This window comes from Mesorhizobium sp. B2-5-3 (assembly GCF_006441005.1).
Lineage (GTDB): Bacteria > Pseudomonadota > Alphaproteobacteria > Rhizobiales > Rhizobiaceae > Mesorhizobium.
This window is the reverse complement of the sequence record NZ_VFUS01000011.1, coordinates 104679-123651: the sequence shown is the minus strand read 5'-3', so window position 1 is coordinate 123651 and position 18973 is coordinate 104679. Positions and strand designations below refer to the sequence as shown.

General features: G+C 62.5%; 16 protein-coding genes. 7 read left to right on the top strand and 9 right to left on the bottom strand.

Going from position 1 to position 18973, the window contains the following annotated elements:
• The first annotated feature begins 98 nt into the window (after positions 1-98).
• Positions 99-1412 (top strand): 30S ribosomal protein S12 methylthiotransferase RimO, encoded by a 1314-nt coding sequence (gene rimO / locus FJ867_RS23325; protein WP_140498598.1) that lies wholly within the window; start codon positions 99-101, stop codon positions 1410-1412.
• 99 nt (positions 1413-1511) lie between these two features.
• Positions 1512-2618, top strand: a complete 1107-nt coding sequence (locus tag FJ867_RS23320; protein WP_140818720.1) for an acyltransferase — start codon at positions 1512-1514, stop codon at positions 2616-2618.
• Positions 2619-2664: 46 nt separating this feature from the next.
• Here FJ867_RS23320 and FJ867_RS23315 read toward each other — a convergent pair whose 3' ends face one another.
• From FJ867_RS23315 to FJ867_RS23280, 8 genes are all read right to left on the bottom strand, one after another.
• Positions 2665-3732 carry a BMP family ABC transporter substrate-binding protein gene (locus tag FJ867_RS23315; RefSeq protein WP_140686426.1) on the bottom strand — a complete coding sequence of 356 codons (1068 nt, stop codon included), beginning with the start codon at positions 3730-3732 and terminating at the stop codon, positions 2665-2667.
• Positions 3733-3783: 51 nt separating this feature from the next.
• A complete protein-coding gene (locus FJ867_RS23310) occupies positions 3784-4704 on the bottom strand; it encodes an ABC transporter permease (RefSeq protein WP_140498601.1) in 921 nt (306 codons plus the stop codon).
• Entirely contained in the window at positions 4704-5834 is a 1131-nt protein-coding gene (locus FJ867_RS23305) for an ABC transporter permease (protein WP_140664452.1), read from the bottom strand. Before FJ867_RS23305 ends, FJ867_RS23310 begins: the two co-directional genes overlap by 1 nt.
• Positions 5831-7408 carry an ABC transporter ATP-binding protein gene (locus tag FJ867_RS23300; protein ID WP_181168422.1) on the bottom strand — a complete coding sequence of 526 codons (1578 nt, stop codon included), beginning with the start codon at positions 7406-7408 and terminating at the stop codon, positions 5831-5833. The genes FJ867_RS23305 and FJ867_RS23300 overlap by 4 nt, the downstream gene beginning before the upstream one ends.
• A gap of 215 nt (positions 7409-7623) precedes the next feature.
• A complete protein-coding gene (locus tag FJ867_RS23295; protein WP_140557210.1) occupies positions 7624-8601 on the bottom strand; it encodes a quinone oxidoreductase in 978 nt (325 codons plus the stop codon).
• Positions 8602-8628: 27 nt separating this feature from the next.
• The gene (gene pcsA, locus FJ867_RS23290; protein ID WP_140498605.1) at positions 8629-9447 is read right to left on the bottom strand and encodes a phosphatidylcholine synthase; all 819 of its coding nucleotides are present in this window, start codon (positions 9445-9447) and stop codon (positions 8629-8631) included.
• Positions 9444-10058: a DUF1326 domain-containing protein gene (locus tag FJ867_RS23285; RefSeq protein WP_140515399.1), complete on the bottom strand. Its 615-nt coding sequence runs from the start codon at positions 10056-10058 to the stop codon at positions 9444-9446. Before FJ867_RS23285 ends, pcsA begins: the two co-directional genes overlap by 4 nt.
• A 14-nt stretch (positions 10059-10072) precedes the next feature.
• Positions 10073-10969, bottom strand: a complete 897-nt coding sequence (locus FJ867_RS23280) for a DUF2182 domain-containing protein (RefSeq protein WP_181168421.1) — start codon at positions 10967-10969, stop codon at positions 10073-10075.
• A gap of 112 nt (positions 10970-11081) precedes the next feature.
• Here FJ867_RS23280 and FJ867_RS23275 point away from each other — a divergent pair, with 112 nt between their 5' ends.
• Both FJ867_RS23275 and hspQ read left to right on the top strand, forming a co-directional pair.
• Positions 11082-12296, top strand: a complete 1215-nt coding sequence (locus tag FJ867_RS23275) for a UbiH/UbiF family hydroxylase (protein ID WP_140498607.1) — start codon at positions 11082-11084, stop codon at positions 12294-12296.
• A gap of 159 nt (positions 12297-12455) precedes the next feature.
• Positions 12456-12779 carry a heat shock protein HspQ gene (hspQ, locus tag FJ867_RS23270; protein WP_181165343.1) on the top strand — a complete coding sequence of 108 codons (324 nt, stop codon included), beginning with the start codon at positions 12456-12458 and terminating at the stop codon, positions 12777-12779.
• A 92-nt stretch (positions 12780-12871) separates the two neighbouring features.
• Here hspQ and FJ867_RS23265 read toward each other — a convergent pair whose 3' ends face one another.
• The gene (locus FJ867_RS23265; RefSeq protein ID WP_140498608.1) at positions 12872-13501 is read right to left on the bottom strand and encodes an invasion associated locus B family protein; all 630 of its coding nucleotides are present in this window, start codon (positions 13499-13501) and stop codon (positions 12872-12874) included.
• A 225-nt stretch (positions 13502-13726) separates the two neighbouring features.
• Between FJ867_RS23265 and FJ867_RS23260 the strand changes: the two genes are divergently transcribed.
• The 3 genes from FJ867_RS23260 (at position 13727) to FJ867_RS23250 (ending at position 18809) form a co-directional block, all read left to right on the top strand.
• Positions 13727-15547 (top strand): extracellular solute-binding protein, encoded by a 1821-nt coding sequence (locus FJ867_RS23260; RefSeq protein ID WP_140625139.1) that lies wholly within the window; start codon positions 13727-13729, stop codon positions 15545-15547.
• A 61-nt stretch (positions 15548-15608) separates the two neighbouring features.
• Entirely contained in the window at positions 15609-16289 is a 681-nt protein-coding gene (locus FJ867_RS23255; RefSeq protein ID WP_140818718.1) for a DsbA family protein, read from the top strand.
• Positions 16290-16904: 615 nt separating this feature from the next.
• The gene (locus FJ867_RS23250) at positions 16905-18809 is read left to right on the top strand and encodes an ABC transporter ATP-binding protein/permease (protein WP_181165342.1); all 1905 of its coding nucleotides are present in this window, start codon (positions 16905-16907) and stop codon (positions 18807-18809) included.
• The last annotated feature ends 164 nt before the right edge of the window (positions 18810-18973 follow it).

Here is an 18973-nt window from a genome sequence, read left to right as displayed (position 1 = left end):
GCCCGAATTGAGCTCCCGCCAGAGCCGTGCAAACCGTTATATGTCGAGACTTCGAGCCGGATCAGCGTTTCCGGTTCATGTCCATTGGAACCTTGCCCATGTCCGCCCCGCGCGTCAGCTTCGTCAGTCTCGGATGCCCCAAAGCCCTGGTGGATTCCGAACGCATCATCACGCGCCTGCGCGCCGAGGGCTATGAGATCGCGCGCAAGCATGACGGTGCCGATCTCGTCGTGGTCAACACCTGCGGCTTCCTCGATTCCGCCCGTGATGAATCGCTCAACGCCATTGGTTCGGCGCTTTCGGAGAACGGCAGGGTCATCGTCACCGGCTGCCTGGGCGCCGAGCCCGATGTCATTCGCGAGAAGCATCCCAACGTTCTCGCCATCACCGGTCCGCAGGCCTATGAGAGCGTCATGGCGGCCGTGCACGAGGCGGCGCCGCCGAGCCATGATCCCTATATCGATCTCCTGCCGCCTCAAGGCGTCAAGCTCACGCCGCGCCACTATGCCTATCTCAAGATTTCGGAAGGCTGCAACAATCGCTGCACCTTCTGCATCATCCCGGCGCTGCGCGGCGACCTTGTCTCGCGGCCGGCGGCCGATGTGCTGCGTGAAGCCGAGAAACTGGCCAAGGCCGGCGTCAAGGAACTCCTCGTCATCTCGCAGGACACCAGCGCCTACGGGATCGACATCAAATACCAGGCCAGCATGTTCGGTGATCGTGAAGTGCGGGCGAAATTCCTCGATCTGTCCGAGGAACTGGGCAAGCTCGGCATCTGGGTGCGCATGCACTATGTCTACCCCTACCCGCACGTGGCCGACGTCATCCCGCTGATGGCCGAGGGAAAGATCCTTCCCTACCTCGACATCCCCTTCCAGCATGCTTCGCCGCAGGTGTTGAAGAACATGCGCCGGCCGGCACATGGCGAAAAGACGCTCGAGCGCATTCGCGGCTGGCGCGATGTGTGTCCCGACCTCGCCATCCGCTCGACCTTCATCGTCGGCTTTCCCGGCGAGACCGACGAGGATTTCGAGATGCTGCTCGACTGGCTGGACGAAGCGAAGATCGATCGCGCCGGCTGCTTCAAATATGAACCTGTACGGGGCGCGCGCTCCAACGAACTCGGCCTTGAGCAGGTGCCGCAGGAAATCAAGGAGGCGCGCTGGCACCGCTTCATGCAGCGCCAGCAGAAGATCTCGGCGACGCAATTGGCCAAGAAGGTCGGCAAGCGCCTGCCGGTGCTGATCGACGAAGCGCATGGCACATCGGCCAAGGGCCGCACCAAATACGATGCGCCTGAGATCGATGGCTCCGTCCATATCCAGTCGCGCCGCCCGCTGCGCGCCGGCGACATTGTCACCGTCAAGGTCGATCGCGCCGACGCCTATGATCTCTACGGTTCGGCCGTCTGAGGACCACGATTTACCACATTTCGCGATAGTTCCGGCCATTTACCCTGTTTGGCCGCCGCCTGCCTTATGGTTTCCGGACCGTAAACGCAGGAACTCAGGATGGACCCCAGACCTGTCCGCCAGGATTATATCGCGACGCTGGACCTGTTGAGGCTGGCGGCGGCGCTGGCCGTTGTGCTGTTTCACTATTTCTTCCGCGGCGCGGCTGCCGACGGCTTTCTCACGACGGGCTATCCTCATGCCGCTCCACTCGCTCTGTACGGCTATCTCGGCGTCAATCTTTTCTTTCTGATCAGCGGTTTCGTCATCGCATGGTCGGCGGAAGGCGGCGGCTGGGAAGAATTCGCCGTCGCGCGTTTCGCGCGTCTATATCCGGGCTTTCTGCTCTGCATGACGATAAGCTTCGCGGTTATCGCCTTTTCCGGCACGCCGCTGCTCCCAGCCTCCTTCAGCCAGTATCTCGCCAATCTCACAATGTTCGCGCCGGCCGTCGGCCAACCTTTCATGGACGGCGTCTACTGGTCGGTCGTGCTTGAAGTGGTTTTCTACGGCTGGGTGACGCTGGCCCTGATTGCCGGCGTTTTCCAGCGATGGAAATTGGGGCTGATCCTCGGCTGGCTGGCGATCTCGGCGGTCAATGAACTCTTGCTCGGCAGCGGCGCGGCGCGGCTTCTGTTTCTCACCGAGTTCGGGCCGTTCTTCGCCGCCGGCATGCTGGTCCATCATCTCCACGCGCATGGTCGCTCAGTGCCGGCCTTGCTGTTGCTGGCGGCGGCCTTCGTGCTCTCCAGCTATACGCTATCGGTGACGCAACAGTGGATGATCGGGCATTATGGCATTGCGGTCTCGTCCGCCCATCTCGTGGCCGCCAACCTAGCGATGCACGCGGCGCTGATCGGCGCTGTCCTGCTGCGCGACCGGATCAGACCGTCGCCGCTCACGCTGGCTCTCGGCGGGCTGACTTACCCGCTTTACCTTCTTCACCAGAATGCCGGCTATCTCTTCATCAACGCCTTGACGCCGCTGGCCGGCAAATGGGTTGCAGCGTGGACCTGCGTGGCGCTCATGGTTTTGGTGTCGTGGGCGATCTGGCGCTATTTCGAGCGGCCGGTGCAGCGTTGGCTCAGGATCCGGCTCAGTCTCGTGGTGGACGCCGGCCTGGTGCGGTTTCGCCATGTCTCGGTGGCCGCGCAAGCCGCCGAATGAGAAAGGGCGCCGCGCGGCGCCCTTCCCTGACGAACGTACGTAGAGCTTATTGCGGCAGCTTGTCGTCGACGCCCTTGACGTAGAAATTCATGCCGAGCAGCGTGCCGTCATCGGCGACCTCGCCGTCCTTCAGCCATGGCGAGCCGTCCTGCTTGGCGATCGGTCCGGTGAAGGGATTCCAGCCGCCGGCAATTTTCTTTTCGGTCGCCTCGGCCATTGCCTTCACGTCGTCGGGCATATTGGTGTAAGGCGCGAGCTTCACCGCGCCGTCCTTGATGCCGAGCCAGACATTGTCGGGCTTCCAGGTGCCGTCGATCGCTGCCTGAACCCGGCTGGTGTAATAAGGTCCCCATTCGTCGGTCAGCGAGGTCAACTGCGCGTTCGGCGCGAACTTGATCATGTCGGAGGACTGGCCGAAGCCGTGCAGCTTGCGCTCCTCGGCCACCTGCAGGGCCGCGGTCGAATCCGTGTGCTGGACGATGATATCGGCTCCCTGGTCGAACAGGGCCTTGGCCGCATCGGCTTCCTTGCCCGGATCGAACCAGGAATTCACCCAGACGATCTTGGCCTTGAAATTCGGATTGATCGACTGCGCGCCGAGCATGAAGGAGTTGATGCCCATCACCACTTCCGGGATCGGGAAGGAGACGATGTAGCCGGCGACGCCGGACTTCGATTCCTTGGCCGCGATCTGACCGAGCACATAGCGGCCTTCATAGAAGCGCGCATTGTAGATGCCGAGATTGTCCGCCGTCTTGTAGCCGGTGGCGTGCTCGAACATCACCTTGGGGAACTTCTTGGCGACCTTCACTTCGGCGTCCATGAAGCCGAAGGACGTGCCGAAAATGATCTTGCAGCCTTCGCGCGCCAGCCGCTCGAAAGCACGGTCGGCATCGGGGCCTTCGGAGACGTTTTCAAGATAGGCGGTCTCGACCTTGTCGCCGAGCGCCTTTTCGACTTCGAGGCGGCCCTGGTCGTGCTGGTAGGAATAGCCGAAGTCGCCGATAGGGCCGGTATAGACCCAGCATGCCTTCAGCTTGTCGGCGGCCTCCGCGGACGCGACCAGCGAAAATGCCGCTGTCGTCGTCATCAGGGCAATAAGCAGTTTTTTCATCGTGTTACCTCTCTGAGTTAAGCCTTGGAGCTTCCCGTCTTGTTATTGTTGTCAACGATCCGGAACGAATGGCTGCCCCAAGGAAGCCGGTGTGTTCATCATCGTCAGACGCTTGTTGCGCGAGATTAGAACGAGAACCACGACCGTCGCCAGATAGGGCAACGAAGAAAGCAGTTGCGAAGGCACCGGAATACCAAAAGCCTGTGCATGAAGCTGGCCGATCCACACCGCGCCGAAGATATAGGCGCCCGCCAGCACCCGCCACGGCCGCCAGGACGCGAACACCACCAACGCAAGCGCGATCCAGCCGCGGCCCGCGCTCATGTTCTCGACCCATTGCGGGGTGTAGACCAGCGAGAGATGGCCGCCGGCAAGACCGGCGCAGGCGCCGCCGAAGATCACCGAGAGATAGCGGTAGCGGATGACCCTGATGCCGAGCGCATGCGCCGAGGCGTGGCTGTCGCCGATCGAGCGCAGCGTCAGCCCGGTGCGCGTCCGGAACAGGAACCACATCACCGCCGCCGTCAGCGCTATCGAGATGTAGAACAGCGGATCCTGGCCGAACAGCAGTCTGCCCACCACCGGGATGGAGCTGAGCCCGGGAATATCGAGATTGGGCAACCTGACGCCGGGCTGGCCGACGAAACTGGTTCCCATCATGCCGGAGAGGCCGAGGCCGAGCAGTGTCAGCGACAGGCCGGTCGCCACCTGGTTGGTGGCCAGCGACAGCGTCATGACGGCAAACAGCAGCGAGAACAGCGCGCCCATGGCGATGGCCGCCAAGAGCCCGATCCAGGGCGAGCCGGTCAGATAGCCTGCGCCGAAACCGCCGACGGCGCCCATGATCATCATGCCTTCGACGCCAAGGTTGAGCACGCCGGAGCGTTCGACCACCAGTTCCCCGATCGCCGCAATGAGCAGCGGCGTCGCCGCCGTGGCGATGGTCAGGAGGATGTTGACGGTGATGTCCATCAGCGGGCTTCCTTCAACTTTGGCGCGGCCTCGAGCTTCGCGGCACTCTCCGATTTGGTCAGCGCCAGACCGATCAACCGGATGCGGTAATGGATGAGCGTGTCGCAGCCGAGCACGAAGAACAGCAGCATGCCCTGGAACACGCGCGCCACCTTGTCGGAGATGCCGAGCGCGCTTTGCACCGCCTCGCCGCCGAGATAGGTCAGGGCCAGCACCAGGCCCGCCGCGACGATGCCGAGCGGATTGAGCCGGCCAAGGAACGCCACGATGATGGCGGTGAAGCCGTAGCCGGGCGAAATGACGGGCTGAAGTTGCCCGATGGCGCCGGAAACTTCCGATATCCCGGCAAGCCCGGCCAGGGCGCCCGACAACAGGAAGGCGAAGAAGACCATGCGGTTGAGGCCGAAGCCGGCGAAGCGCCCTGCCCTCGGGCTGGAGCCGAGCACGCGAACCTCGAAACCCTTGAGCATGCGGCTCATCATCAGCCACACCAGCACCGCCGCGACCAGCGCGAACACGAAGCCCCAATTGGCGCGGCCGGCATCCGGCATCAGTTCCGGCAGGATGGCGGAATCGCCGAATTGGATGGTCTGCGGGAAGCCATGGCCCTGCGGGTCGCGCCAGGGTCCGCGCACCAGCCAGTCGAGGAAGAGCTGTGCGACGTAAACCAGCATCAGGCTGGTCAGGATCTCGTTGGTGCTGAAGCGGGTTTTCAGAAATGCGGGGATAGCCGCGTAGGCGGCACCGCCGACCATGCCCAGCAGAAGCATCAGCGGCAGCACCAATGGGCCCTCGAACCCAGGAAACAGCACCGGAACGGCCGAGCCGAAGATGGCGCCGAAGACGAACTGGCCTTCGGCGCCGATGTTCCAGATGTTGGCCTTGTAGCAGACCGACAGGCCGACCGCGATCAGGATCAGCGGCGCCGCCTTGATCGCCAGCTCGTGCAACTGCCAGACTTGGCTGACCGGCTCGATGAAATAGATGTTGAACGCGCTGAACGGATTGACTCCGAGCAGCGCGAACATGATGCCGCCCGCGATGATCGTCAGCGCGAAGGCGATGAATGGCGACAGCATGGAAAACAGCGCCGAGCGCTGCGGCCGTTTGACGAGTTCGAGGCGCATCATGCCGTCTCCAGCGTGTGTTCGGCGTGGCCTGGTTCGGCGCCGCCCATCAGCAGGCCGATTTTTTCGAAGGTCGCCTCGGCGATCGCCAGCGGCCTGGACAGTTCGCCATTGTGCATCACCGCGATCGCATCCGATATCTCGAACAGCTCGTCGAGATCCTGGCTGATGACCAACACCGCCGATCCGCTGCGGGACAGTTCGATGAGTGCCTGGCGGATATGGGCGGCTGCGCCTGCATCGACACCCCAGGTCGGCTGGTTGACCACCATGACGTCAGGCCTGCGGTCGAGTTCGCGGCCGACGATGAATTTCTGCAGATTGCCGCCGGACAGCGCTGCCGCCTCCGGATCGGGCGCGCTCTTGCGCACGTCCATCGCCTCGATGATGCGCTGGGCGGCGGCATAGACGGTGCCGCTCTTGACCATTCCGCCCGTCCCGACGAAGGTCTTGCCGTCGGTGGCATGGCGCGACAGGAGCAGGTTTTCCGAAAGCCGCATGCGCGGGGCGGCACCATGGCCGAGGCGCTCCTCCGGCACGAAGGCTGCACCCAGCAGCCGGCGCCCGGTGATGCTGAGGCTGCCCGCATCCTTGCCGCGAATGCGCACCGAGGCGGCATCCGGCTGCGGGACTTCACCGGAAACGGATTCGAAGAACTCGCCCTGGCCGTTGCCCGCGACACCGGCGATGCCGATCACCTCGCCGGCGCGGACGGTGAGATTGATATTCTTGAGCGGGATCGAAAACGGCGTCGCCGGCTTGCGGCTGAGGCCGCGGATTTCGAGCAGGGACTGTGCCGTTTCGATGCCCGCGACCGGCGCGCGCACCACGGCCTGCACTTCGTTGCCGACCATCATGCGGGCCAAGGACGCGGCGGTCTCCTCGCGCGGATTGCAGTGGCCGACCACCTTGCCGTGCCGCAGCACGGTGGCGCGGTCGCAGATGCGTTTGACCTCCTCCAGCCGGTGCGAGATGTACAGGATCGATTTGCCTTCCGAGCGCAGACGTTCGAGCGTCTCGAACAGCTTGTCGGCCTCCTGCGGCGTCAGCACCGAGGTCGGCTCGTCCAGGATGATGAGTTGCGGCGTCTGCAGCAGGCAGCGGATGATCTCGATGCGCTGGCGCTCGCCCACCGACAGGTCCCCTACCAGCGATTCAGGATCGAGCGGCAGGCCGTAGCTGTAGGAAAGCGCCCTCGCCTTGGCCGCGATGCTGCTGATCGGGGAGCCGTCATCCAGGGAAAGCGCGATGTTCTCGGCCGCCGTCAGCGCCTCGAACAGCGAGAAGTGCTGGAACACCATGCCGATGCCGAGCTTTTTCGCGACGCCCGGGCTGGTAATTCTGACGGCCTGGCCATTCCAGAATATTTCGCCGGAATTGGGCTCCAGCGAGCCGAACAGCATCTTGACCAGCGTCGATTTGCCGGCGCCGTTCTCGCCGAGCAGCGCGTGGATCTCACCCTTGGCTATGTCGAGGTCGACATGATCGCACGCCGTCAGCGTGCCGAAAATCTTGGTCAGGCCGCGAACCTCAAGCAGATTCGCTCCGTTATGATTTGCACTCACAGTGCCTCCCATCCGGGTTCCCGGATATGTTCTGTGTTCCCGCAAGCATCGTATGCGCGGCCAGCTCTCATGCGAAAGCAGCACTCGACTTGAAAGAGCTTCAAGAATTTCAGCGGAAACTCAAGGGCAAAGATCAGTCTTCTTCGCGCAACCACGCGGCGGGCCGCCTTTTCGCGCAAACCGTGCCCGCACCTGCGGCAGAGAGCTCAAAACCAGGGCAGTTCCCGTCAGGGAACCAGTATGGTCGTGCCCGTGGTCCGGCGGCCTTCAAGATCCGCATGGGCTTTGCCCGCGTCCTTGAGTGCATAACGCTGGTTGATCTTGATCTCGACGGCGCCGCTAAGCACGACTTCGAACAAGGCCGCGGCCGAGGCGTCCAGATCCTCGCGTTTTGCATTGTAGACGAACAACGTCGGCCTTGTAGCGAACAAGGAGCCTTTCTGCGCCAGCAGCGACATCGAGAATGGCGGGATCGGTCCCGACGACTGGCCGAAGCTGACGAACATGCCGAGCGGCTTCAGGCAGTCGAGCGAGGCCGGGAATGTGTCGTTGCCGACGGAGTCGTAGACGACGTCGCATTTTTTGCCGCCGGTGATGGCCGCGACGCCGGCAACGAAATCCTGCTCCTTGTAGTTGATGACATGGTCGAAGCCGTGTGCCTTTGCGAGTTCGATCTTGTCGCTCGAACTTGCCGTGCCGATGACGGTCGCGCCCAGATGCTTCGCCCATTGGCCGAGAATGAGCCCGACGCCGCCGGCTGCCGCATGGAACAGGATGGTGTCGCCTGCCTTGACCTTGAAGGTCCGGCGCAAGAGATATTCGGCGGTCATGCCTTTCAGCATCATTGCTGCCGCCTGCTCGTCGCTGATGCCGTCCGGCACCTTGACGACCTTGCTGGCATCGATGACGCGCTCCTGCGCATAGGCGCCTGTGGTGACGGCATAGGCGATCCGGTCGCCGGGCTTCAGCCAGTCAACGCCCTCGCCCACAGTCAGGACCAAACCGGCGGCCTCGCTGCCGGGAATAAGCGGAAACCCGCCGGGCGGCGGATAGAGACCGGAGCGATGATAGACGTCGATGAAATTGAGGCCGATTGCCGTGTGCCTGACCAGGATCTGCCCTGATCCCGGTTGGCCGGGATCGGTGTCCTCATAGGTCAGGACTTCCGGACCGCCATGGGCGTGGATGCGGACTGCTTTGGGCATGGTGGGCTTCCTTGAGAAATTTGCCGATCAGGCTTTTTTGGCACCGAGATTTGGAAAGAACTGCATGATGCCGCCGATACAGGCGAGATAGAGCCCGGTAACGGTAATGCCAATCTTTATGAAGGTGCTGACCTGCGCGCCCAGCACGCCGATCTGGTCATAGAAGGCGGCGAGTGCCGCTTGCGCAAGCGCAAGCGCGCCGAAAGCGCACCACAAAAGAGTCATTGCGAGATTGATGCGCCGCAGCCGCACCACCCTAACCGGATGGATGAAGTTGATCGGAACGAATGTCAGGATGCCCGCCACCACGACCACCGCGAACGAGACCCATTGTCCCGGCTCGATGACGAAGAGCGTGAACACCACCATGTTCCAGACAACGGGGAATCCCTTGAAGAAATTCTCCTTCGTCTTCATGCCGGTGTCTGCATAGTAGATCGCGCTGGACACCACGATGATGGCCGCCGACAGGAACGACAGGCCCTCGCCCATGAAGCCGCGCTGATAGAGCGCGAAGGCCGGGATCAGCACATAGGTGACATAGTCGATGATGTTGTCGAGGAGCTCTCCCGACCATGTTGGCAGGATTTCCTTGACCTCGAGCTTGCGCGCGATCGGCCCGTCTATGCCGTCGACGAACAGCGCCAGCCCCAGCCACCAGAACATGGCCGTCCAGCGCTCCTCGCTCGCCGCCACCAGCGACAGGAAGGCCAGGAACGAACCCGAGGCGGTCAGGAGATGCACCGAAAAGGCGCGCGCCTGCGGCCAGGTGACTTTCTTCTTCGGCCGCGGAATCCGGTCGGCGATTTTCTTGGCGGCTTTCCTGGCCGTTGTGTTCTTGCTCACGGGCCCTGCCAGTCCAGCTTGCAGATTTCGGCTGAACGGCCGCCGAAATTCCAGTTGCGACCAAAGGCTCGCATCTTGCTCTTGTCGGACTTGGCCACGATGATCTCCGGCGCGATCCAATATTCGGAATTGCTGATCACCGTGTCCTTGTCGCGGTCCTTGCCGGCAATTGGCGTGACCGCCCCATCGATGATCTTCGGTATCTGGAAGATACGCGTCTTGTCGCGTGTCTCATAGGTAATCGGCACTTGTTCGACACCGAGGAATTTGCCGACGAGGATCGAAAGCAGCGACGTCGTCCCGCCCGCCTTGCCGGTGAAAATCTTCGTCAACGCCTTGACCGCATAGATCGAGGCTCTGACGTCGATGAACAGGCCGGCGGTCCAGTTGCCGCGGCTCATATAGCCGGGGATTTCCATGATCAGCCCGAGATTAAGCCCTGACAGGTCGACCTCTCCGAAATGACCGGCATCGATACGGAAACCCGCCCAGGTCTGGCAATAGCCTTCGGTCGGAGGATGGCTGCCCAGCGACAGCACGCAAGGGCAAAAAACCGTGCAATTGCAGGAGAGTACGAGCTCCCCCTTCATTGCCCAGCTCGGATCCGTCATCGAGTTTCCCCCACTCATAGCGAGACTACTAGCAGCGCGGCTGCCCAGACAAGCAGTATCGCACCGGCCAGCCGGGTTGGAAGCCTGCCCGCGGCTTGTTTTTCGATCAGGGTGAACAGGCCGATCAGCGCCATCCAGAAGACGTTCATCACGCCCACGGCGAACATCACCAGCATCAGTGCCCAGCAACAGCCAAGGCACCAGATGCCTTGCGCGACGCCGAGCCGGAAAATGGCTGCAGGCCGCGCGCTCCAGTTGGCAAACAGGATCGCGAAGGGGTTCCTGCATTTCTTCAGGCAGGCCTCCTTCAGGCCACTGAACTGGTAGAGGCCGGCGACCAGCAAGGCGACAGCGCCGGCAATGCCCAGAACCGGATCGAACATCTGGCCTGACGAGGCGAACGCATCGATGGCGAGCGTCAGCGCCGCAAACCCAGCCGACGCGGCCAGCCATGTCGAGAGATAGCCGGCGACCAGCACCAGCGGATGGACGACCGGCTCATGCCTGATCCTGGCCGTATCGGCGATCTCGCAATAGGTTCGGATCATCGGCGCCGCCGAGGGCAGCATCGTCGCGGTCGCCATCAGGAACCACATTGCCGTCAGCGCACCGGCGCGCGGGCCGATATCTCCGTCCAGGGGCGCGGCCGAGAGGCAGAGGGCGAAGAACCGGGCCAGCGAATCGGGCAACGGCAGCTGCGGCAGGGTTTTCAACAAGGCGTCGCCGGGCGCGCCGATACCCGCGGCGCGTCCCTCCGCGGCGCGGACCGCCATTGCGGCCAGGGACAGCCAGGCAAGCAGGATGCCGGCGCCGACAACGAGGTTCACCGTCAAACGCGGGTTGCGTGCGATATCGGCCGTCGCACGGCCTGCGCTGTCGAGATGGCTGAAGTCGTCCTGGCGGCCGGTCATGACCTTCGAATGGGCCGAATCGCCCCGTTGATCAAGCCGTATGACCTGACCTATATGCTCATCGAGTGGCGGGGCGCGTGCGCTGCCCCGCATCGCAAGCCGGAAGTCGATCTTGGAGCATCAGAAAACAGCACGGATACTCATCGCCGGCACGGGGCCGGCAGGGCTGATCGCCGCGCTCGGTTTCGCCGATGCCGGCTTTCCGGTGACGCTCGTCGGGCCGGAGGCATCCGCCCGCGATGGCCGCACGACGGCACTGATGAACCCTGCCTTGAAGGTGCTTGAGCGGCTGGGCGTCCTCGCCGACATCAAGCCGCAGGCCGCGCCCCTCAAGGTGATGCGCATCGTCGACGCGACCAACCGGTTGATCCGCAGTCCGGTCGTCACCTTCCGCGCCAGCGAGATCGACGAGGATCAGTTCGGGCTCAACCTGCCCAATAGCGTCCTCATTCCCGCGCTCGCCGGCAGGGTTGCCGCGCATTCCGGGATCGCGTGGCTGACATCCATGGTCGATGCCTGGCATCTCGGCGCCGATAAGGCTCGCGCGGCCCTTGCCGACGGCAGCGTGATCGAAGCATCCCTGGCGGTTGCCGCCGACGGACGCCTGTCGCCGGCGCGCCAGGCGGCGGGCATCTCGACCGCCGCCCGGACTTATCCCCAGGCAGCGCTGGTGCTCAACTTCTCCCACGGCCGCGATCATGCCTTCACCTCGACCGAGTTCCATACCGAAACCGGTCCGTTCACGCAGGTTCCGCTGCCCGGCAACCGCTCGAGCCTGGTCTGGGTGGTCAAGCCGGAAACCGCCACGGAACTTGCCGCGCTGGACGATGCGACGTTGTCGCTGCGGGTCGAACAGCGGATGCAGTCCATGCTGGGCCGGGTGACGGTCGAGCCAGGCCGGCAGGTCTATCCGCTTGCAACGGCGACGCCGCTGCGTTTTGCGCGCGACCGGGTGGCGCTTGTCGGCGAAGCCGCCCACGTATTTCCGCCGATCGGCGCGCAAGGGCTCAATCTTGGCATCAGGGATATCGACGATCTTATTGGAATCGCGAATGAAAATTATGAAGACCCAGGGGCCGCGAAAGCCCTCGCCATCTATGACTTCAAGCGCCGGCCCGATATTCTGGCGCGCAGCAGCGCGGTCAATCTACTGAACATGTCGCTGCTTTCCGACCTGCTGCCGGCGCAGATGGCGCGCGGTGCCGGGCTCGGCGTGCTTGGTGGTTTTGCACCGCTTCGCGCTTTCTTCATGCGCGAAGGGCTCCGTCCCGGCAGCGGGTTTGCGGCGCTTGGCGGTGGCTTGGGAAAGCAAGCGCGCCAGCAGTGAGCTTGCGAACACATTTGCTGCCGGCAGGCATCGATGGCCGGCAACTCGCCCACAATCTTTGCTCCGTATCACACGCAGCTTGAGGACGCTCAAAGCTTCGGGATTGAATTGATTCGGAGTCTGCGCCAAATAAAGCTAAGGAATTCAGTGGTGAGTACGATGAGAACAGCCAAATTCGCGATCGGACAGGTGGTTCGCCATCGGCTGTTTCCGTTCCGGGGCATCATTTTCGATGTCGATCCGCAATTCGCCAATACGGAGGAATGGTACGAGGCGATCCCCGTCGACGTGCGCCCGCGCAAGGACCAGCCGTTCTACCATCTGCTCGCCGAGAATTCGGAAACCGAGTACATCGCCTATGTGTCCGAGCAGAATCTGCTCGAGGACCAATCGGGAGAACCGGTCCGCCACCCGCAGATCAAGGAAATGTTCGACAAAAAGCCGGACGGACGCTACGAACCGAAACGGCAGTCCAGGCATTGATCACCTCAGGCACTGATCAGTGAGTCAGGTGCAGAAGCAAAAAAGCGGGGCATGACCCCGCTTTTTTGTGGCTTTGAGAATGCCCGAACCGATCAGTTCGCGGTCTTCGCCTTGTCCTGCTCTTCCTTGAGCTTCTTGGCGAAGTCCTGGTTGTTCTTGGCGACGAAATCCTGGAGCTTCTTCTGCCGGTCCTCGATGTCCGACTGCTGCAGCGGCGGGCCGTCATAGGCGCCGCTGAAGCCCTGCAGCGCGACCTTGATCGGATTGGGCTGGTTCTGGAAATTGATCGAGGTCAAGGTGAGCGCCTGGCCCTTCTTGAAGGAGGCGACGAGCTGGTCGGTCAGCGGCACTTCCGCCACGCAGCGGTCGGGGAAGCAGACCACATATTCAAGCTTCTGCGTTTTGCCGGTATCGATCTGGAGGCCAATGCCGGCACCAACCAGACGACCGGTCGGAACCGTCACCTGGAAGACCTTGCGGTTCACCTTGCCTTTCAGCTCGATCAGGCTCACGCCGGTGACCAACTGGCCGTTGCCGGCGGTGGTGATGTTCTGCACGTTGCAGATGTCGACGTCTTCCTGCTTTGTGCAAGCCTTGAACCAGCCCTGCGGGATCTGTTGTTGCTGCTGTGCGGAAGCAACGGGAATTGCCGCGCCCAGAAAGCCGATCACGCCAGCGGCCATGACCGACAGGCGGTACGCATTGCTGTTCAGGCTCGTCATGTCGTGCACTTCCTCTCAAATGATCCCGGGGACCCGCTTCTTCGCGCCGTGTGGTCCAGCTACCTGTTGCCGAAATGAGGCAACAGAATGACTTCGGACGGCGTGTTACACTGCAAGCGGTGCCGAATCCAGCCCGCAATCTGCGATTCTTGGCAACGAACATTGGCGGTGCCCCATGCTAGTGTGCGCACCGAATCATCAAGCCGACCCGGTAAGGAGACGGTCATGGGCCGCGTTCTCGTTTGGCTGATCACCGCGACATCATTTTTCGCCCTTTCGCCCCTGCCGGCGGCGTCGGAACCCAGATATGCAATTGCCATGCAGGGTGAGCCGGCCCTGCCGCCCGACTATGCGCATTTCGACTACGTCAATCCCGACGCGCCGAAGGGCGGCAGCATTACCTATTGCGTCGTCGGCAGTTTCGACAATCTCAACCCCTTCATCCTGAAGAGCCTGCGCACCACGGCGCGCGGCATGATGGACACGATCTTCGGCAATCTGGTCTTCGAGCCGCTGATGCAGCGCAATGCCGACGAGGCCTTCACGCTCTATGGCTTGCTTGCCGAGTCGGCCGACATGGATTCCGAGCGCAAGAGCATCGAATTCCATCTCAACCCGAATGCCAAATGGTCGGACGGCCAGCCGGTGACGCCGGAGGACGTGCTGTTCACCTACGATGCCTATACGCAGAAAGGCCGTCCGCCCTACAGCGACCGCATGGCCAGGATTGCCAAGCTTGAGAAGACCGGCGACCACAGCGTGCGGTTCACCTTCAACGACAAGGCCGATCGCGAATTTCCGCTGATCATCGCGCTGACGCCGATCATCCCCAAGCACGCCTTCGACATCGAGACTTTCGACAGGACGACGCTGAAGCCGTTGATCGGCAGCGGCCCCTACAGGATCGCACAGGTGACGCCCGGCCAGCGCATCGTTTTCAAGCGCAACCGGGACTATTGGGGCAAGGATATTCCGGCCAAGCGCGGCTTCGACAATTACGACCAGATCACCATCGAATATTTCCTCAACGCCAATGCCAAGCTCGAGGCGTTCAAGAAAGGCCTTTGCGCCATCGACGACGACAGCGATCCGGTGAAGCGCGAACGCGATCTGGATTTTCCCGCTTTCCATAGGGGAGAGGTGGTTGCCGAAACTTTCGACACCGGTATTCCACCCGTCGTGACCGGTTTCCTGTTCAACACGAGGCTGCCGAAATTCTCGAACCCCGTGGTGCGTCAGGCGCTCGGCATGCTCTACGACTTCGAATGGGCCAACAAGAACCTGTTTGGCGGCAAATACGCGCGAACGATGAGCTACTGGCAGAATTCCGAGCTTTCGGCGCTCGGCCATCCGGCCGACGACAGGGAAAAAGCGTTGCTGGCGCCCTACCCCGGCCGCGTGCCGGCCGACGTCATGGACGGAACCTGGCGGCCGCCGGTGACCGATGGCTCGGGCCAGGACCGAAAGGTGCTGAAAGCGGCTTTCGATCTCCTGAAAAGCATCGGCTACCACCTGCAGGGCGGCACGATGCTCGACCCCGAGGGCAAGCCCTTCGGCTTCGAGATCCTGACCGCCTCGCAGGACGAGGAGCGTCTCGCCGGCATCTACCAGCGCACGCTGGAAAAGATCGGCATCGATGTCTCCATCCGCAGCCTCGACGGCGACCAGATACAGTCGCGCAAGCAGCGTTTCGATTTCGAGGTGCTGATCGGCTCGAGCGGCTTCAACAATTCGCTCTCGCCCGGCATCGAGCAGATCGGGCGTTGGTCATCCTCCGCCGCCAAGGCTGAAGGTTCGTTCAACCTCGCCGGCGTCGCCGATCCCGCGGTGGACGCTGCGATCGAGGCCATGTTGCGCGCCCGCACCAAGGAGGATTACGTCGCCGCCGTGCGCGTTCTCGACCGGTTGCTGATCTCCGGCAACTACATGGTGCCGATGCAGCACAACACGCAGCAATGGATCGCTTACTGGAATTATCTGGACCATCCGCAAAAGACGCCCATATTCGGTTACCAGTTGCCGACCTGGTGGCGAAAGCCGAACTGAGCATAGGCCCAGGAGTGGAAGCCCGGTAAGTGCACGGCGCCCGAACGTTCAGGAGATCGAGATGAGCCAAGCGAATACGATCACCATAGACGTGGTGTCCGACGTCGTGTGCCCATGGTGCTTCATCGGCCAGAAGCGGCTGGATAAGGCGGTCGCCGCCGCCGGCGAGGTGGATGTGCATATACGCTGGCGGCCGTTCCAGCTCGATCCGACCATTCCGCCGGAAGGCAAGGATCGCCGCGAGTATATGCTGGCCAAGTTCGGCAGCGACGAACACATTCGCCAGATCCACGCCCGTATCGAGCCGCTCGGTGAAGCCGAAGGCATTTCCTTCGCTTTCGGCGCCATCAAGGTCGCGCCCAACACGCTTGATGCCCATCGCGTCATCCGCTGGGCCGGTGCGGCCGGGGAGGACGTGCAGAACCGGCTGGTGCGCCGCCTGTTCCAGCTGAACTTCGAGGAGGGCGCCAACATCGGCGATCACGCCGTGCTGGTCGAGGCGTCGCGCGAGACCGGAATGGACGCATCCGTTGTCGAGACGCTGTTGCCGACCGATGCCGATGTCGAGGCGGTTCGCACCGAGATCGCCACCGCGTCGCGCATGGGCATATCAGGCGTGCCATGTTTCCTGCTGGAGGGCAAATACGCGGTGATGGGCGCGCAGGACGTCGACACGCTCGCCGACGCCATCCGCCAGGTAGCCGCCGCCAAGGCGCGTGGCGAACTGGAAAAAGTCGACTGAACCCGACCTTCAACGCAGGATTTTCAAGCAGCCCTCCCCGGGCGTGAGGCAACGCCTGGCCCCGGTGGGTTCCGCGATCGTTGGCTTTGCCGGCGTCGCGGCCTGCCCTGACGCCGCCGGTCCGGTCGATCGATGGTTTGCCCAGCGTCTCAGGTCATTTCCGGACCTCCGGCGTGGACATGCCGGCGAGGAATCAGGCGTCCAGGGCGACGTGTTTTCCGGAATTTGATTAGCCTGCAATGAAAAGCCGGGTTGCCGGGCAGGCCAAGCGGGTCACAAAATCGTGCGAACGCTTTCCCTAGGGGAAGGTAGAGACGTCGCGCCCTGATGCCGCGTAACTAGCTGACATCGTTAGGGTAAATCCGTTGTTCGTCGGCTTTAGCGCGACGCTCGGAAGGCCGGACCTGTTGCCCCGCAGCCACGGCATCCACTTCAATCCCGCTGCCCCCCTATAAAAATTAATGGAAAATGATCAATTGGTGTTACCATCCGTAACAATACTAAAAAGGTTTGGGCGGGATTGTGATTCGGGTCGACAGACCACCGCAACTGTCAGGAACAGATGGACTACACAGCGATGCCGCAAGGCGGTCGCTTCTGACCCCGGTTTCCTCGATGCGCAGCTTCTGGGGCCTGATGCGGGCCTACTGGGTCTCGGACCGGTGGAAGGAGGCCTGGACGCTGACGCTGGTGATCGCGCTGCTCACCGCTCTGTCCAGCAAGGCCGGCGTCTGGTTCGCAGAAGCGTCCGGAGAACTGGTCAACTCGATCGCCTTCTTCCACGACGCCGCCAACACCACCCCTCTCCAGACGCTTTTGGCCAATGCCGGTATTTTGGTGCTGCTGGTCGTGCTCAAGGACGCCGGCTTCACGGGCATCCGCAATCTTGTCTCGGCAACCTTGCACCGCAAATGGCGCGGTTGGCTCGACAGCCGTTTCAACGAGGCGCTGCTGGACGGCAACCACACCCATTTCCACGCCCAGCATGCCTCGACCGGCAATGGCGCGCCGGCCCCCGACAACATCGATCAGCGCGTCCAGGAATCGATCAAGGACATGACCGGTGGCGCCATCGGTCTGGCCATGGGCGTGCTGGGTGTCGCCACCTCGCTCTATTTCGTCGGCCAGAAGCTGCTCGAGACCTCCGTCGAGGTAAAGGGGCTCGAATTCCTCGGCAGCTATGGCAGCGCCATCCTCGCCCTCCTTGCCGTCGCCATCTATGTGCCGCTCAACACTTGGATCGCGGTAAAGCTCGGTGGCATGCTCGAGCGTCTCAATGTCAGGATGCAGCAGGCCGAAGGCAGTTACCGTGGCGAGCTGACGACATTCCTGCGCCGCAGCTTCCATGTCGCGGCCTCGCGGGGCGAAAGCGTTCAGAGGACCATGCATGGCCGCCTCTATGGCGATATTGACGGCACATGGACGCGGCTCAACATCGTCAACACCGTCTACATGTCGTTCGAGCTGATCTACAATTTCATCGGCGCCCGCATTGTCGCCTATGGACCGGGCCTTGTGCCGTTCATCCACAACGGCTTCGACCTGAAGGGCTACATAACCGGCTCCGAACTGGTCAATTCGCTGATCGGCCAATGTTCGTGGTTCATCCATGTCATGCCCGCCATCGCCACCCTGCGCGCCAACAGCCAGCGTGTCACCGAGTTGGCCAATGCGATCGAGAACGTTCAGCACCCCCAGGAATTCTACAGCCAGAGCGGCCGTTCCGACTTCCGCTACGCCAGCCAGAACCCGGTTTTTGGCTTGACCATCCAGAAGCTTGAACTGGCGCATCAGGGCGAGGACGCAACGCCTTTCCTCGTAGCGGCGAACCTGCGCTTCCGGCGCGGCGAATGGACCTTCCTGAAAGGCGAATCCGGCTGCGGCAAGACCTCGCTGATCAAGGCCATCAACGGCCTGTGGCCCTACGGCCGCGGCACCATCGTCTTCCCCGAAGGGGTGAAGAGTTTCTATGCAGCCCAGGAGGTCAAGCTGCAGCAGGTGACCCTGAAGCAGCTGGTCTGCCTGCCGGGCTCCGAGCACGACCATGGCGACGCGCAGGTCGCGTCCGCGCTGCACAAGGCGGGTCTGGGCGACTTCATCGAGAATATGGGCGACGAAAGCCGCGAAGGCAAAAGCTGGGATCAGGTCCTGTCCGGCGGTCAGAAACAGAAGCTGGTGGTGGCCCGCATCGTGCTCCATCAACCCGGGCTACTATTCCTGGACGAGGCGACCGGCGCACTCGATCCGGAGGGCAAGGTTGCCTTCCACCAGGCGATCAAGGACAACTGCCCCGATGTAACGGTGATCAGCGTCATGCATGAAGCGGTGGCGCCGCGATCGGTCACCGGCGCCGAGTTCTACCACTCGATCGTCGCGATCGCGGACGGCGTCGCCACCAAGAAGCCGCTGGTGCCGAGCCTGCCTCCCGAGCTCACCACCATTCTCGCACAGCCGGGGCCGGTGCCAAGGCCGGTCGACGACAAATGGCTGCGTTTTCCGCGCCGGCTGAAGCAGAAGTAGCCGGACTCGCCGCGGCATAGGCCGTCCAGCCATTTTACCGTTTCGGCGCGATACGCTTCAGCGATCACAGTCTCGCGACTGGGGCATGTTGCCCGCATTTTCCTCGATCACCTCGATTGACAGGGCAAGGCGAGCTCCTATGTTGCGCCCGCTCGCAGACATCA

What these genes read in the sequence shown, in the direction of transcription:
- FJ867_RS23320 (WP_140818720.1), top strand. Translation starts at nt 1,512, where the DNA reads ATGGACCCCAGACCTGTCCGCCAGGATTATATCGCGACGCTGGACCTG.
- FJ867_RS23265 (WP_140498608.1), bottom strand. Translation starts at nt 13,501, where the DNA reads ATGACGAGCCTGAACAGCAATGCGTACCGCCTGTCGGTCATGGCCGCT.
- FJ867_RS23305 (WP_140664452.1), bottom strand. Translation starts at nt 5,834, where the DNA reads ATGATGCGCCTCGAACTCGTCAAACGGCCGCAGCGCTCGGCGCTGTTT.
- FJ867_RS23260 (WP_140625139.1), top strand. Translation starts at nt 13,727, where the DNA reads ATGGGCCGCGTTCTCGTTTGGCTGATCACCGCGACATCATTTTTCGCC.
- FJ867_RS23295 (WP_140557210.1), bottom strand. Translation starts at nt 8,601, where the DNA reads ATGCCCAAAGCAGTCCGCATCCACGCCCATGGCGGTCCGGAAGTCCTG.
- FJ867_RS23255 (WP_140818718.1), top strand. Translation starts at nt 15,609, where the DNA reads ATGAGCCAAGCGAATACGATCACCATAGACGTGGTGTCCGACGTCGTG.
- FJ867_RS23250 (WP_181165342.1), top strand. Translation starts at nt 16,905, where the DNA reads ATGCGCAGCTTCTGGGGCCTGATGCGGGCCTACTGGGTCTCGGACCGG.
- rimO (WP_140498598.1), top strand. Translation starts at nt 99, where the DNA reads ATGTCCGCCCCGCGCGTCAGCTTCGTCAGTCTCGGATGCCCCAAAGCC.
- FJ867_RS23300 (WP_181168422.1), bottom strand. Translation starts at nt 7,408, where the DNA reads ATGGGAGGCACTGTGAGTGCAAATCATAACGGAGCGAATCTGCTTGAG.
- hspQ (WP_181165343.1), top strand. Translation starts at nt 12,456, where the DNA reads ATGAGAACAGCCAAATTCGCGATCGGACAGGTGGTTCGCCATCGGCTG.
- FJ867_RS23310 (WP_140498601.1), bottom strand. Translation starts at nt 4,704, where the DNA reads ATGGACATCACCGTCAACATCCTCCTGACCATCGCCACGGCGGCGACG.
- FJ867_RS23280 (WP_181168421.1), bottom strand. Translation starts at nt 10,969, where the DNA reads ATGACCGGCCGCCAGGACGACTTCAGCCATCTCGACAGCGCAGGCCGT.
- FJ867_RS23315 (WP_140686426.1), bottom strand. Translation starts at nt 3,732, where the DNA reads ATGAAAAAACTGCTTATTGCCCTGATGACGACGACAGCGGCATTTTCG.
- FJ867_RS23285 (WP_140515399.1), bottom strand. Translation starts at nt 10,058, where the DNA reads ATGACGGATCCGAGCTGGGCAATGAAGGGGGAGCTCGTACTCTCCTGC.